Origin of the sequence: Streptomyces noursei ATCC 11455 (genome assembly GCF_001704275.1) — a bacterium.
GTDB lineage: Bacteria > Actinomycetota > Actinomycetes > Streptomycetales > Streptomycetaceae > Streptomyces > Streptomyces noursei.
Genome location: NZ_CP011533.1, coordinates 6821505 through 6836841 on the forward strand (window position 1 = coordinate 6821505; position 15337 = coordinate 6836841).

Sequence of the window (15337 nt, forward strand, 5' to 3'; positions counted from 1 at the left end):
CGGACCTCCGGGGCGGTACGCCCTGGTTGAGGAGTGCCCAGATGTCCTCCGAAAGTTCCCGTTTCTTCCTTCCCGATACGGAAGGTCAAGTGCCCAGCGCCGAGGGCTACTTCGGCGCGTTCGGCGGCAAGTTCATCCCCGAGGCGCTGGTCGCCGCGGTGGACGAGGTCGCCGCCGAGTACGAGAAGGCCAAGGCGGACCCCGCGTTCGCCGCCGAGCTCGACGACCTGATGGTCAACTACACCGGCCGGCCCAGCGCGCTCACCGAGGTGCCCCGGTTCGCCGAACACGCCGGCGGGGCCCGGGTGTTCCTCAAGCGCGAGGACCTCAACCACACCGGCTCCCACAAGATCAACAACGTGCTGGGCCAGGCGCTGCTCACCAAGCGGATGGGCAAGACCCGGGTCATCGCCGAGACCGGCGCCGGCCAGCACGGCGTCGCCACCGCCACCGCCTGCGCCCTCTTCGGCCTCGAATGCACCGTCTACATGGGCGAGGTCGACACCCAGCGGCAGGCACTGAACGTCGCCCGGATGCGGATGCTCGGCGCCGAGGTCATCGCCGTGAAGTCCGGCAGCCGCACCCTCAAGGACGCCATCAACGAGGCGTTCCGCGACTGGGTCGCCAACGTCGACCGCACCCACTACCTCTTCGGCACGGTCGCCGGCCCGCACCCCTTCCCGGCCCTGGTCCGCGACTTCCACCGGGTCATCGGCGTCGAGGCCCGCCGTCAGATCCTGGAGCGCACCGGCCGGCTGCCGGACGCCGCCCTGGCCTGCGTCGGCGGCGGTTCCAACGCCATCGGCCTGTTCCACGCCTTCCTGCCCGACACCGGCGTCCGCCTGATCGGTTGCGAGCCCGGCGGCCACGGCATCGAGACCGGCGAGCACGCCGCCACCCTCACCGAGGGCACCCCCGGCATCCTGCACGGCTCCCGCTCCTACGTCCTCCAGGACGAGGACGGCCAGATCACCGAGCCGTACTCGATCTCGGCCGGCCTGGACTACCCCGGCATCGGCCCCGAGCACGCCTACCTCAAGGACGTCGGCCGCGCCGAGTACCGCGCGGTGACCGACGACGCGGCGATGCAGGCCCTGCGGCTGCTGTCCCGCACCGAGGGCATCATCCCGGCCATCGAGAGCGCCCACGCGCTGGCCGGCGCCCTGGAGGTCGGCCGGGAGCTGGGCCCCGACGGCCTGCTGCTGGTCAACCTCTCCGGGCGCGGCGACAAGGACATGGACACCGCCGCCCGCTACTTCGGGCTCTACGGCAACGACGACCAGACCGGCGAGGGGGACAAGTGATGGCGGGCAACATCGAACTCCTGACGTCCGTCCTGGCGCAGGCCCGCGCCGAGGACCGGGCCGCGCTGGTCGGCTACCTCCCGGCCGGCTTCCCCACCATCGACGGCGGCATCCGGGCCATGACCGAGATGCTGGACGGCGGCTGCGACATCGTCGAGGTCGGGCTGCCGCACAGCGACCCGGTCCTGGACGGCCCGGTGATCCAGACCGCCGACGACATCGCGCTGCGCGCCGGCATCCGGATCACCGACGTGCTCCGCACGGTCCGCGAGGTGCACGCCGCCACCGGGGCGCCGGTGCTCTGCATGACGTACTGGAACCCCGTCGACCGCTACGGCGTCGAGCGGTTCGCCGCCGACCTCGCCGAGGCGGGCGGCGCCGGCTGCATCCTGCCGGACCTCCCGGTCGAGGAGTCCGAGGTCTGGCGGAAGGCCGCCGAGCAGCACGGCCTGGCCACCGTCTTCGTGGTCGCGCCGAGCAGCCGGGACGAGCGGCTGGCCAAGATCACCGCGGCCGGCAGCGGCTTCGTCTACGCCGCCTCCCTGATGGGCGTCACCGGCACCCGCGCGTCCGTCGGCCGCGAGGCGGAGGACCTGGTGGCCCGCACCCGCGCCACCACCGACCTGCCGGTCTGCGTCGGACTCGGCGTCTCCAACGCCGAGCAGGCCCGTGAGGTGGCCGCCTTCGCCGACGGTGTGATCGTCGGCTCGGCGTTCGTCAAGTGCCTGCTGGCGGCCGACGGCGACATTGACGCCGGACTCGCCGCGGTGCGGACCCTCGCCGGCCAACTCGGCGACGGCGTGCGCCGGCGCGGCGCGACCCGGGACTGACCCCGGCGGGATCGTCCGATCGAGCGAACCTCGGAGCGGAGGGGTGCGACTGCGCCCCTCCGCTTCGTTGTCCACGGGCGTGAACCAGAAGAACCAAGACGGCCAGAACCGTGACGGAACGAGCAGCGCCCGCGAGCGGCTGCAGGCCCAGCGCATCAAGGAGAAGTCGCGCGCCCGGCGGGTCCGCCAGGCCGTCGTCGGCGGCGCGGTGGTGGCGGCGCTCGCGGTGGCCGGCGGGGTCGCCGTGTGGGTGTCCTCCGGCGGCGGGTCCGGCAGCACCGCCGAGACCGCGTTCGCCCTCCCCAAGAAGGCCAGCGACGGCAACAAGCCCGCCGTCCCGGTGGGCGCGCCCGGCGCGCACTCCACCCTCGTGGTCTGGGAGGACTTCCGCTGCCCGGCCTGCCAGCAGTTCGAGACCGGCTTCCGCCCGGTGATCCACCAGCTCCAGGACTCCGGCCAGCTCAAGGTGGAGTACCACCTCGCCACCCTCATCGACGGCAACACCGGCGGCTCCGGCTCGCTGAACGCCGGCAACGCCGCCCTGTGCGCCCAGGACGCTGGGAAGTTCCGCGACTACCACGACGTCCTCTACTCCCACCAGCCGCCCGAGCAGCAGGACCGCTTCAGCGACAAGAAGTACCTGATCCAGCTGGCCGGGAAGGTCGGCGGCCTGGCGTCGCCCGCCTTCACCAAGTGCGTCGACGACGGCCGGTACGACGCCTTCGTCCGCAAGTCCAACGAGGCGTTCACCAGCGCCGGGTTCCGCGGCACCCCGACCGTCCTGCTCAACGGCAAGGACCTCGCCCAGGTCCAGGGCGGCCGGGTCACCCCGGCCGAGCTCAAGAAGATGGTTCTGGACGCCAACAAGGGCAAGCAGCCCGGCAAGGGCTGACCCGCCCGGCGGCCGGTACGGGCCGACGCCCGGACGGGGTCGTTACGCAGCCGTTGCCGGGCCGGGTTGCCGTCAACCCGGCCCGGCGCGGTAGCGTCGGTCCTGCCATGGACCTCGCATTCATTCCCAGCCCGCCGATCGGTGTCGTCCATCTCGGCCCGATCCCGCTGCGCGGCTACGCGTTCTGCATCATCATCGGCGTGTTCGTCGGCGTCTGGCTCGGCAACCGGCGCTGGGTGCAGCGCGGCGGCCGCTCCGGCACCGTCGCCGACATCGCCGTGTGGGCGGTGCCCTTCGGCCTCGTCGGTGGCCGTCTCTACCACGTCATCACGACGTACGAGCCGTACTTCGGCAAGAACGGCAACCCGATCGACGCCTTCAAGGTGTGGCAGGGCGGCCTCGGCATCTGGGGCGCGGTCGCGCTGGGCGCGCTCGGTGCCTGGATCGGCTGCCGGCGCCGGGGCATCCCGATGCCGGCCTACGCCGACGCGCTGGCGCCGGGCCTGGCCATCGGGCAGGCGATCGGCCGCTGGGGCAACTGGTTCAACCAGGAGCTGTACGGCAAGCCCACCGACCTCCCGTGGGCGCTGAAGATCGACCCGGACCCGGCCATCGGCAGGATCGGCGGCACCTACCACCCGACGTTCCTCTACGAGTCCCTGTGGTGCCTGGGCGTCGCGGCGCTGGTGATCTGGGCGGACAAGCGCTTCCGCCTCGGCCACGGCCGGGTCTTCGCGCTCTACGTCGCCGCCTACTGCACGGGCCGCGCCTGGATCGAGTACATGCGGGTCGACGAGGCGCACCACATCCTGGGCATGCGGCTGAACGTCTGGACCGCGCTGATCGTCTTCGTCCTGGCGGTCGTCTACATGGTCGTCTCGGCGAAGAAGGCCCCGGGCCGCGAGGAGATCGTCGAGCCGGAGTGGCAGCTCGGCGAGGGCGCCCGGAACGGCGCCGAGGGCGCCGGAGCCGACAAGGGCGTCAAGCTGGACAAGGCCGACAAGGCTGGCAGGGCTGACAAGGTCGAGAAGGCCGAGAAGTCGGAGAAGCCAGAGAAGGCCGCCGACAAGAGCGATAGGGCTGGCGAGGCCGCCGAGGAGGACGCCAAGGGCTCCGCGGCCGCCGACGGGAACGGCGAGGACGCGACCGGCGCCGAGCGTGCCGACGGTTCCGCGTCCGGTTCCGCCGAGGCCGCCGGGAGCGCCGGCGGCGCGAAGCCCTGACGCCGACGAAGGCCGTCCCACCGACCGGAGCGCCGGGCGGACCCGTTCACCGCGGGACCGCCCGGCGCTCCGCCGTTTCCGGCGGCGGACGCCGGCCGGCGCGCCGTCAGCGCCCGCTGGCCTCGGTCGGCGCCGTCCGCGCCGCGATGGCGCAGAACGCCTGCTCATGGCGCAGCTGCCGGGCCCGGTCGCGGGCGAACACCTCGCGGGTGACGGCGGCCAGCGCGGTGGCCGGGGCGTGCAGGTCGAGCCGGCTGGCCCGGGCGACCTCGGTGCTCCACTCGGCGGGCACCGCCGCCGCGCCGCGGAGGGCGCCGGCGAGCGCACCGGCCATCGTGGCGATGGCGGCGCAGTCGCGCCCGTAGTTGACCGCGCCGAGCGCGGTGGCCCGGTAGTCGCCGTCGGCGACCAGCAGCATGCCCAGGGCGATGGGGAGTTCCTCGACGGCGTGCAGCCGGGAGGGCCGGCGGGCACCCAGCGACGGTTCGCGGTAGTCGGGGCCGACGGTGTCGAACGGGGCGACCGCGGCTCGCAGCGGGACCAGCGCGGACTCGTAGTCGGTGTGCGGCGCGGCGACGTCGCAGACCGCCTCGATCGCCGCCCGGGTGCCGTCCTTCGCCAGCCGCAGCGCGTGCCCGACGACCGAGGCCGCGGTGGCGTCCGGCAGGAACGCGGCGGCCACCGCGGCGGCGAACACCCCGGCCGCCTCCCGGCCGTAGGAGGACTGGTGGGCGGCGGAGATGTCCAGTGCCTCGGCGTAAGCCCGGTCCGGATTACCGGCGTTGACCACGCCGACCGGCGTCATGTACATCGCCGCACCGGAGTTGACGATGTTTCCGACGCCGGCCTCGCGCGGATCGGCGTGCCCGTAGTGCAGCCGCGCCACGATCCACTTCTCGGCGAGGAAGATCCGCTGCAACGGCAGCGCCTCGGCCTCCAGTTCGGGGATCCAGCGGGGCGTGCCGATCAGGTCGGGGACGAGGTGGTCGGCGACGTCGTAGGCGTCGAGGTGGTCGCGGACCGTCTCGTAGACCCGGACCAGCGCATGGGTCATCAGGGTGTCGTCGGTGATGTGGCCGTCGCCCTTGTGGTACGGCGCGAGCGGCCGGGCGGTGCGCCAGTCCGCGTGGAACGGCCCGACGATGCCCTCGATCCGACCGCCGTGCCGGGCCACGATCTGTTCCGGCGTCAGACCCTCGACCGGCCCGCCGAGGGCGTCGCCGACCGCGGCCCCGACGAGCGCGCCGGCCGCCCGGTCCTCCAGCTGGGGGACCTCGGGCGGCGGGGCGGCCGGCCCGGCCGCCGGGGCGTCGTCGTACGGCGCCGGGGGCCGGGCCGGGTCCGGTGGTTCCGGGTCCGGTTGCGTCGCGGTGGCGAGGGTGGTGGCGTCCGTCATCGGGGAGTCCTTTCACGGGATCGAGGGGGCGGGAGGGCGTGCGGGCGGTGCGGCCGGAGGGGCCGGCTGCGGCCGTCGCACGGCCCGGCATCCCGGTATCCGTCCCCCGCGGCGGTCCGGCTCTCCTGTCCGGGGCGGCAGGGTCACCCGGTCGACCGTGCCGGGCGGTGCCCCATGGCCGCCGGAAGCCCTCGTGATCCAGATCACAAGCCCCTCGCTCCGACAAAACCGCAGGTCAGCGGGGTAAGTTCGGCCTTCCTTGCTAGCGGAGGAGGGCAATTCGCGCATAACTTCGAGGCGTTGGAGGGGGAAGAGCCGCCATCGGCCCACACCTCGCAGAGCAGGGAGCAGGTCTCGATATGTCGGTCATGGAGATCATGGACACGGCCGCGCCGACGCACGTGGCGCACCGCGACAACCACACCCACCGTGATGTCAACGGTGGCTGGCTGCGCCCCGCGGTCTTCGGTGCGATGGACGGCCTGGTGTCCAACCTCGCCCTGATGACGGGAGTGGCCGGCGGCGCGGTGTCGCAGCAGACGATCGTGATCACCGGCCTGGCGGGGCTGGCGGCCGGCGCGTTCTCGATGGCCGCGGGGGAGTACACCTCGGTGGCTTCGCAGCGTGAGCTGGTGGTCGCGGAGCTGGACATCGAGCGGGCCGAACTGCGCAAGCACCCGAAGGACGAGCAGGAGGAGCTGGCGGCCCTCTACGAGTCCCGTGGGGTGGAGCCGGAGCTCGCCCGGAAGGTGGCCGAACAGCTCTCCCGCGACCCCGAGCAGGCGCTGGAGATCCATGCGCGCGAGGAATTGGGAATCGATCCGTCGGACCTTCCTTCTCCGGCCGTCGCCGCCGTTTCCTCCTTTGGTTCCTTTGCTCTGGGCGCGCTTCTGCCTGTCCTTCCTTACCTGTTGGGGGCCAGCGCGCTCTGGCCGGCGGTGCTGCTGGCGCTGCTCGGGCTCTTCGGCTGCGGCGCCGTGGTGGCGCGCGTGACGGCCCGTTCGTGGTGGTTCAGCGGGCTGCGTCAACTGGCTCTGGGCGGCGCCGCGGCGGGCGTGACGTACGGCCTCGGCGCGCTGTTCGGAACGGTGATGGGTTGACGTCCCATTCGGGCGACCGCATCATGGCCGCATTACCGAGCGGTTTCGGTTTGTTGACGACCGGGCATAAGGCCCTGGCGTCGCGGGCAATGTCGCCCGCCGAACGCCGCCGCAGAGGGCGGCTCCCAGTCCGAGAAGAAGCGGCCGTCCGCACACCCAGATATCCCGGCTCATCGCCGGTGCGGTGTCCGAATGCTGGAAGGCATCTTCCGCTTTTCGAGAAGCGAGCCATCCTGTAACCTGCACGAAATTTCGCGGAGGGCCAACGTCGTCCCTCGGTAATTCCCCCGGGCCTCAAGGGCCTGGGAGGGACCCCCATTGCCACTGACGACGTTGGGAGAGCCGATGCGCTTCGCGTCCACGCACTCCGCGACCACCAGCAGCGCCGCCGCCGCTTGGTCGCCCATGGACGGGCGCCCCGCCCAGCAGGGGATGTACGACCCGCGCAACGAGCACGACGCCTGCGGCGTCGGCTTCGTGGCCACCCTCACCGGTGAGGCCAGCCACGCCCTGGTCGAACAGGCCCTGACGGTGCTGACCAACCTGGAGCACCGCGGCGCCACCGGCTCCGAGCCCGACTCGGGCGACGGCGCGGGCATCCTGCTCCAGATCCCGGACGCGTTCCTTCGCGAAGAGGTCACCTTCGAGCTCCCCGCGGCCGGCTCCTACGCCGCCGGCATCGCCTTCCTGCCCTCCGATGCCCACGAGGCGGCCGACGCCGTCTCACGGATCGAGACGCTTGCCGGTGAGGAGGGCCTCACGGTCCTCGGCTGGCGGGTCGTTCCGGTCGCCCCGCAGCTGCTGGGCAACGGCGCCCGCGCCACCATGCCGGCGTTCTCCCAGCTGTTCGTCGCGGACCGGCGCGGCGTCGCCGACGGCGGGGACACCGGGCTGGCGCTGGACCGCAAGGCGTTCGCGCTGCGCAAGCGCGCCGAGCGGGAGGCCGGGGTGTACTTCCCCTCGCTGTCCGCCCGCACGATCGTCTACAAGGGCATGCTGACCACCGGCCAGCTGGAGCCCTTCTTCCCGGACCTGTCCGACCGCCGGTTCGCCACCGCCGTCGCCCTGGTCCACTCGCGGTTCTCCACCAACACCTTCCCGAGCTGGCCGCTGGCCCACCCGTACCGCTTCGTCGCCCACAACGGCGAGATCAACACGGTCAAGGGCAACCGCAACTGGATGCGCGCCCGCGAGTCCCAGCTGGCCAGCGCGCTGTTCGGCGCCGGGGCCCCCGAGAACCTCGACCGGCTCTTCCCGGTCTGCACCCCGGACGCCTCCGACTCCGCCTCCTTCGACGAGGTCCTGGAACTGCTCCACCTCGGCGGGCGCTCGCTGCCGCACGCGGTGCTGATGATGGTCCCCGAGGCGTGGGAGAACGCCACCGCCATGGACCCGGCCCGGCGGGCCTTCTACCAGTACCACTCCACGATGATGGAGCCCTGGGACGGCCCGGCCTGTGTCACCTTCACCGACGGCACCCAGGTCGGCGCGGTCCTGGACCGCAACGGTCTGCGCCCGGGGCGCTACTGGGTCACCGACGACGGCCTGGTCGTGCTCTCCTCCGAGGTCGGCGTCCTGGACATCGACCCGGCCAAGGTCGTCCGCAAGGGCCGCCTCCAGCCCGGCAAGATGTTCCTCGTCGACACCGCCGAGCACCGCATCATCGAGGACGACGAGATCAAGGCCCAGCTGGCCGCCGAGCACCCCTACCAGGAGTGGCTGGACGCCGGCCTGATCGACCTGGCCGACCTGCCCGAGCGCGAGCACATCGTGCACACCCACGCCTCGGTCACCCGTCGCCAGCAGACCTTCGGCTACACCGAGGAAGAGCTCCGGGTCATCCTCGCCCCGATGGCCAAGGCGGGCGCCGAGCCGATCGGCTCGATGGGCACCGACTCGCCGATCGCCGCGCTCTCCGAGCGCCCCCGGCTGCTCTTCGACTACTTCACCCAGCTCTTCGCGCAGGTCACCAACCCGCCGCTGGACGCCATCCGGGAGGAGCTCGTCACCTCCCTGGTCTCCTCCCTCGGCCCGCAGGGCAACCTGCTGGAGCCCACCGCGGCCTCCTGCCGCAGCGTGACCCTGCCGTTCCCGGTCATCGACAACGACGAGCTGGCCAAGCTCGTCCACATCAACGCCGACGGCGACATGCCCGGCATGAAGGCCGTGACCCTCGCCGGCCTCTACCGGGTCTCCGGCGGCGGTGAGTCGCTGGCCGCCCGGATCGAGGAGATCTGCGCCGAGGCCGACGCCGCCATCGCCGACGGCGCCCGGCTGATCGTGCTCTCGGACCGGCACTCGGACGCCGAGCACGCGCCGATCCCGTCGCTGCTGCTGACCGCCGCGGTCCACCACCACCTCATCGCCACCCAGACCCGCACCCAGGTCGGGCTGCTGGTCGAGGCCGGCGACGTCCGCGAGGTGCACCACGTCGCGCTGCTGATCGGCTACGGCGCCGCCGCGGTCAACCCGTACCTGGCGATGGAGTCCGTCGAGGACCTCGTCCGCGCCGGCACGTTCCTGCCCGGCCTGGAGGCCGACACCGCCATCAAGAACCTGATCAAGGCGCTCGGCAAGGGCGTCCTGAAGGTGATGTCCAAGATGGGCATCTCCACCGTCGCCTCCTACCGTGGCGCGCAGGTCTTCGAGGCCGTCGGCCTGGACGACGAGTTCGTCGCGAAGTACTTCCAGGGCACCGCCACCAAGATCGGCGGCGCCGGCCTGGACGTCGTCGCCAAGGAGGTCGCGGCCCGGCACGCCAAGGCGTACCCGGCGTCCGGCATCGCCGCCACCCACCGCGCGCTGGAGATCGGCGGCGAGTACCAGTGGCGCCGCGAGGGCGAGCCGCACCTCTTCGACCCGGAGACCGTCTTCCGGCTCCAGCACTCCACCCGGGCGCGCCGCTACGACATCTTCAAGCAGTACACCGAACGGGTGAATGAGCAGGCGGAGCGGCTGATGACGCTGCGCGGTCTGTTCTCCTTCGCCGCGGACCGCCCGTCGATCCCCCTGGACGAGGTCGAGCCGGCCTCCGAGATCGTCAAGCGGTTCTCCACCGGCGCGATGTCCTACGGCTCGATCTCCCGCGAGGCCCACGAGACCCTCGCGATCGCCATGAACCAGCTCGGCGCCAAGTCCAACACCGGTGAGGGCGGCGAGGATCCGGAGCGCCTGTACGACCCGGCGCGCCGCTCCAGCATCAAGCAGGTCGCCTCCGGCCGCTTCGGCGTGACCTCCGAGTACCTGGTCAACGCTGACGACATCCAGATCAAGATGGCCCAGGGCGCCAAGCCCGGCGAGGGCGGCCAGCTGCCCGGCCACAAGGTCTACCCGTGGGTCGCCAAGACGCGTCACTCGACGCCCGGCGTCGGCCTGATCTCGCCGCCGCCGCACCACGACATCTACTCCATCGAGGACCTCGCCCAGCTCATCCACGACCTGAAGAACGCCAACCCGGCCGCCCGCATCCACGTGAAGCTGGTCTCCGAGGTCGGCGTCGGCACGGTCGCGGCGGGCGTCTCCAAGGCGCACGCCGACGTGGTCCTCATCTCCGGCCACGACGGCGGCACCGGTGCCTCCCCGCTGACCTCGCTGAAGCACGCCGGCGGCCCCTGGGAGCTCGGCCTGGCCGAGACCCAGCAGACCCTGCTGCTCAACGGCCTGCGCGACCGCATCGTGGTGCAGACCGATGGCCAGCTGAAGACCGGCCGCGACGTCGTCATCGCCGCGCTGCTGGGCGCCGAGGAGTTCGGCTTCGCCACCGCGCCGCTCGTCGTCTCCGGCTGCGTCATGATGCGCGTCTGCCACCTGGACACCTGTCCGGTCGGCATCGCCACCCAGAACCCGGTGCTGCGCGAGCGGTTCAGCGGCAAGGCCGAGTTCGTCGTCAACTTCTTCGAGTTCATCGCCGAGGAGGTCCGCGAGCTCCTCGCCGAGCTGGGCTTCCGCAGCCTGGACGAGGCCGTCGGCCACGCCGAGGTCCTGGACGTCGCCCGGGCGGTGGACCACTGGAAGGCCCAGGGCCTGGACCTCGCCCCGCTGCTGCACGTCCCCGACCTGGCCGAGGGCGCGGTCCGCCACCAGATCACCACCCAGGACCACGGCCTGGAGAAGGCGCTGGACAACGAGCTGATCAAGCTCGCCGCGGACGCGCTGTCCGCGGACACCGCCGAAGCCGCCCAGCCGGTCCGCGCCCAGGTCGCGATCCGCAACATCAACCGCACCGCCGGCACCATGCTCGGCCACGAGGTCACCAAGAAGTTCGGTGGCGCGGGCCTGCCCGACGACACCATCGACCTCACCTTCACCGGCTCGGCCGGCCAGTCGTTCGGTGCGTTCCTGCCCCGCGGCATCACCCTCCGCCTGGAGGGCGACGCCAACGACTACGTCGGCAAGGGCCTGTCCGGCGGCCGGATCGTGGTCCGCCCGGACCGCGGCGCCGACCACCTCGCCGAGTACTCCACCATCGCCGGCAACACCCTCGCCTACGGCGCCACCGGCGGCGAGCTGTACCTGCGCGGCCGGGTCGGCGAGCGGTTCTGCGTCCGCAACTCCGGTGCCACGGTGGTCTCCGAGGGCGTCGGCGACCACGGGTGCGAGTACATGACCGGCGGCCACGCCGTCGTCCTGGGCGAGACCGGCCGCAACTTCGCGGCGGGCATGTCCGGCGGTACCGCCTACGTCATCGACCTCGACCCGGACAACGTCAACAAGGAACTGGCCGACGCGGTCCGCCCGCTCGACGACACCGACAAGCGGTGGCTGCACGATGTCGTGCGCCGCCACCAGGAGGAGACCGGCTCCACCGTCGCCGAGAAGCTCCTCGCCGACTGGGACGCGGCGGCAGCCCGCTTCCGCAAGGTCGTCCCGGCCACCTACCAGGCAGTGCTCGCCGCCAAGGACGCCGCCGAGCGAGCCGGGCTCTCCGAGTCCGAGACCCACGAGAAGATGATGGAGGCGGCGACCAATGGCTGACCCCAAGGGCTTCCTGAACCACGAGCGCGAGCACGCCAAGACCCGCCCCGTCGAGGAGCGCGTCAAGGACTGGAACGAGGTCTACCAGCCCGGCTCCCTGCTGCCGATCATCACCAAGCAGGCGTCGCGCTGCATGGACTGCGGCATCCCGTTCTGCCACAACGGCTGTCCGCTCGGGAACCTCATCCCGGAGTGGAACGACTACGCCTACCGCGAGGACTGGACCGCGGCCAGCGAGCGGCTGCACGCGACCAACAACTTCCCGGAGTTCACCGGTCGGCTGTGCCCCGCGCCCTGCGAGGCGGCCTGCGTGCTGGGCATCAACCAGCAGCCGGTCACCATCAAGAACGTCGAGGTCTCCATCATCGACAAGGCGTGGGAGACCGGTGACGTCACCCCGCAGCCGCCGGAGCGGCTCTCCGGCAAGACCGTCGCGGTCATCGGCTCCGGCCCGGCCGGCCTGGCCGCCGCCCAGCAGCTGACCCGCGCCGGCCACACCGTCGCCGTGTACGAGCGCGCGGACCGCATCGGCGGTCTGCTCCGCTACGGCATCCCCGAGTTCAAGATGGAGAAGCGGCACATCAACCGCCGCATCGAGCAGATGCGCGCGGAGGGCACCAAGTTCCGCACGGAGGTGGAGATCGGCCGGGACATCGACGCGGCCAAGCTCCGCAAGCGCTACGACGCGGTGGTCGTCGCGGCCGGCGCCACCACCTCCCGCGACCTCCCGGTGCCCGGCCGTGAGCTGAACGGCATCCACTTCGCCATGGAGTACCTGCCGCTGGCCAACAAGGTGCAGGAGGGCGACCTGACGGTCGCGCCGATCAGCGCCGAGGGCAAGCACGTGGTCGTCATCGGCGGCGGCGACACCGGCGCGGACTGCGTCGGCACCGCGCACCGCCAGGGCGCGGCGTCGGTGACCCAGCTGGAGATCATGCCCAGGCCCGGCGAGGAGCGGAACGCGGGCCAGCCCTGGCCGACCTTCCCCATGCTCTACAAGGTCACCTCCGCACACGAGGAGGGCGGCGAGCGGGTCTACTCCGTCTCCACCACCCACTTCGAGGGCGACGAGGACGGCAACGTCCAGTGGCTGCACCTGACCGAGGTGGAGTTCAAGGACGGCAAGCTGGAGCAGAAGCCCGGCACCGAGCGGAGGATCCCGGCCCAGCTGGTCACCCTCGCGATGGGCTTCACCGGCACCGACCAGCAGAACGGCCTGGTCGAGCAGTTCGGCCTGGAGCTGGACGCGCGCGGCAACGTCGCCCGCGACGCGGACTTCGCCACCAACGTCCCCGGTGTCTTCGTCGCCGGTGACGCCGGTCGCGGCCAGTCGCTGATCGTGTGGGCCATCGCCGAGGGCCGCTCCGCCGCCCGCGGTGTGGACCGCTTCCTCACCGGAGCCAGCGCCCTGCCGGCTCCGATCAAGCCGACGGACCGCGCCCTGGCGGTGTGAGCGTCCGTCACCGGATGTCCCGTACAGCGTCGTACGGAGGCACGGGGACCGGGTGAGAGCCCGGCCCCCGTACGGCGGCGCCTGTCCCCTCCACCCCGACCGGAGGGCAGGCGCCGCGCTGTCTTTTCCGGGGCCGACGGGACGACAGGCCCTAGCGGTCCCGCTGGGTGGGGAAGCGCCGCCCCAACTGCCGGGCCATCTCCCGGGCGGGCACCGGGACGGGCTCCGGCGGGGGAGTGACCGGCGGCCGGAAGTCGTGCACCGGCGCCCGCCAGGCCGATACGTCGATGCTGCCGTCGCCCAGCGGCAGCACCCAGCGCGGGTCCGCATGGACCCGCAGCACCTGCGCCTCGATCTGGGTCCAGGCGCCGTCGGTCATCGTCCGCTCACCGACCCGGCGGGCCTCCAACTGCACCGGGCAGTGCGCCAGTCGGGGCGGCCGGACGAGCTCGGACGGCTCCGTCCACGGTGCCTCCTGCTCGGCGCCGCCTTCCGCCCCCTCCTGCGCCGCGGCCCCTTCGGGCGGCAGGTTGAAGACAACGTCGGGGCGTACCGCGAGGTTCTGCGCGGTGCGCCCCCGGGCGGGCAGCCAGACGCTCACCACCGGCCCGAGATCCCACCGGATCTGCAGCGCGACCAGCACGAACGTCCCGTCGTCGTTCTCCGTGGACAGCAGCGCCGGCACGACCGAACTGCTTTTCTCCAGCGCGGATTTCATACTCCTGAGGATAGAAGCCGGACGATTCGGCGCTCACCGAAGTGTTATATGTGATTACGCTCTGCACATGATTCGATGGGACGCCGATCACGAAAGCACTGCGGAAACTCCCGATCTGGCCGCCCTCGCGGCGCTGCTCGCGGACCGTACCCGCGCCGCCATCTGCATCGCCCTGCTCGACGGCGGCACCTGGACCGCCGGCGAGCTGGCCGAGTACGCCGGGGTGGCGCCGTCCACCGCGACCGAGCACCTCAACCTCCTGGTCGCCGGCGGCCTGTTGGCCGAGGAGCGACAGGGGCGCCGGCGCTACGTCAGACTGGCCGGGCCGGACACCGCGGAGACCCTGGAGAACCTCGCCGGGCTCGCCCCCTACCGCCAGGTGCGGATCCGCTCGTTGGCCGAGGCCAACCACCGCCGGGCCCTGCACCACGCCCGCACCTGCTACGACCACATCGCCGGGGCGCTCGGGGTGGCCCTGGCCGAGACCATGCTCGAACGCGGCCTGCTGGTGCGGGAGTACGGGCTGGAGCTGACCACCGCCGGCGCCGAGTGGCTGGCCGACCTGGGCATCCCGCACGCCGGCCAGTCGCCGGCCCACCGGGCGCACGTGCGCACCTGCCTGGACTGGACCTCGCGCCGCCAGCACCTGTCCGGCGCGGTCGGCGCCGCCCTCTACCGGCACGCGCGGGAGTACCGCTGGATCATCAAGGCCCCGGCCAGCCGCATCCTCGCGGTCACCGAGGTCGGCAGGGCCGCCTTCCGGGAGCGGCTGGGGCTGCCCGACGAGGTGCTCACGCCCACGCCGGCGACCCCGCCTCCGCGCGACCGCACGGAGGTCAGTCCTCGCCGACCTGGGTGATCCGGTCGTCGCCCAGGCGGTGCTGGACGTCCAGGAGGAGGATCCGCAGCAGCCCGGTCAGCTGCTCCTGCTGCTCGGGGGAGAGCGCCTGGAGCAACTCGGCCTCGCGGCCCAGTACTTGGTCGACGGTGGACTCGACGACGTCGTGGCCGGTCGGGGTCAGCTCGACCAGCACGCTGCGCGGGCGGCCCTCCCCGGGTCGGCGGGTGACCAGGCCCTCGCGCTCGGCGCGGGCCACCCGCTGGGAGATCGCCCCGGCGGTGACCATGGAGCGCCGGCTCAACTCCCGGGTGCTCAGGGTGTACGGCGGGCCGCTGCGGCGCAGCACGCTCAGCAGGTCGAGGGTGGCGATGTCCACCCCGGCGCGGTTGAGCACCCGGCGCCGGTCGTCGCCCAGCAGCTTCGCCAGCCGCCAGATGGGCGTGACGATCCCGATGGAGGAGACCGGCGTGCCGGGGCGCTCGCGCTGCCAGGCGGCGGCGATCTCCTCCACGGGATAGGCGGAGTCGGGGGGTGCCGGGCGGTCGTCGCCGTCCCGCGCCTGGGGTTCGCTTGCCACCGGACCTCCTGGAAGTGTTATGTTCAGGT

11 protein-coding genes are annotated in these 15337 nt (G+C 72.4%); 8 read left to right on the plus strand and 3 right to left on the minus strand.

The window, feature by feature from the left end:
- Window positions 1-41: 41 nt before the first annotated feature.
- From trpB to lgt, 4 genes are all read left to right on the plus strand, one after another.
- Complete coding sequence (gene trpB / locus SNOUR_RS28940; RefSeq protein ID WP_067352699.1) at window positions 42-1304, plus strand: tryptophan synthase subunit beta; 1263 nt, start codon at window positions 42-44, stop codon at window positions 1302-1304.
- Complete coding sequence (gene trpA, locus SNOUR_RS28945) at window positions 1304-2134, plus strand: tryptophan synthase subunit alpha (protein ID WP_067352702.1); 831 nt, start codon at window positions 1304-1306, stop codon at window positions 2132-2134. Before trpB ends, trpA begins: the two co-directional genes overlap by 1 nt.
- A 79-nt stretch (window positions 2135-2213) precedes the next feature.
- Window positions 2214-3026 carry a DsbA family protein gene (locus tag SNOUR_RS28950; protein WP_067358908.1) on the plus strand — a complete coding sequence of 271 codons (813 nt, stop codon included), beginning with the start codon at window positions 2214-2216 and terminating at the stop codon, window positions 3024-3026.
- A gap of 107 nt (window positions 3027-3133) precedes the next feature.
- Window positions 3134-4249 (plus strand): prolipoprotein diacylglyceryl transferase, encoded by a 1116-nt coding sequence (gene lgt / locus SNOUR_RS28955; protein ID WP_067352705.1) that lies wholly within the window; start codon window positions 3134-3136, stop codon window positions 4247-4249.
- 106 nt (window positions 4250-4355) lie between these two features.
- On the opposite strand, the gene SNOUR_RS28960 is transcribed toward lgt, so the two are convergent.
- On the minus strand, window positions 4356-5645 hold the full coding sequence (locus SNOUR_RS28960; RefSeq protein ID WP_174717910.1) for an ADP-ribosylglycohydrolase family protein: 1290 nt from the start codon (window positions 5643-5645) through the stop codon (window positions 4356-4358).
- A 368-nt stretch (window positions 5646-6013) separates the two neighbouring features.
- Between SNOUR_RS28960 and SNOUR_RS28965 the strand changes: the two genes are divergently transcribed.
- From SNOUR_RS28965 to SNOUR_RS28975, 3 genes are all read left to right on the plus strand, one after another.
- Window positions 6014-6745 carry a VIT1/CCC1 transporter family protein gene (locus tag SNOUR_RS28965; protein WP_067358910.1) on the plus strand — a complete coding sequence of 244 codons (732 nt, stop codon included), beginning with the start codon at window positions 6014-6016 and terminating at the stop codon, window positions 6743-6745.
- Between the two features lie 345 nt (window positions 6746-7090).
- Entirely contained in the window at window positions 7091-11719 is a 4629-nt protein-coding gene (gltB, locus tag SNOUR_RS28970; RefSeq protein ID WP_067352708.1) for a glutamate synthase large subunit, read from the plus strand.
- A complete protein-coding gene (locus tag SNOUR_RS28975) occupies window positions 11712-13172 on the plus strand; it encodes a glutamate synthase subunit beta (protein ID WP_067352711.1) in 1461 nt (486 codons plus the stop codon). The genes gltB and SNOUR_RS28975 overlap by 8 nt, the downstream gene beginning before the upstream one ends.
- 151 nt (window positions 13173-13323) lie before the next feature.
- Here the strand turns inward: SNOUR_RS28975 and SNOUR_RS28980 are convergent, their stop codons facing one another.
- Complete coding sequence (locus SNOUR_RS28980; RefSeq protein ID WP_067352714.1) at window positions 13324-13890, minus strand: flavin reductase family protein; 567 nt, start codon at window positions 13888-13890, stop codon at window positions 13324-13326.
- Window positions 13891-13957: 67 nt separating this feature from the next.
- Between SNOUR_RS28980 and SNOUR_RS28985 the strand changes: the two genes are divergently transcribed.
- Window positions 13958-14749 (plus strand): ArsR/SmtB family transcription factor, encoded by a 792-nt coding sequence (locus SNOUR_RS28985; protein ID WP_067352715.1) that lies wholly within the window; start codon window positions 13958-13960, stop codon window positions 14747-14749.
- Here the strand turns inward: SNOUR_RS28985 and SNOUR_RS28990 are convergent.
- Entirely contained in the window at window positions 14727-15308 is a 582-nt protein-coding gene (locus tag SNOUR_RS28990; RefSeq protein ID WP_067352718.1) for a MarR family winged helix-turn-helix transcriptional regulator, read from the minus strand. The two genes, SNOUR_RS28985 and SNOUR_RS28990, sit on opposite strands and share 23 nt — an antisense overlap.
- Window positions 15309-15337: the final 29 nt, after the last annotated feature.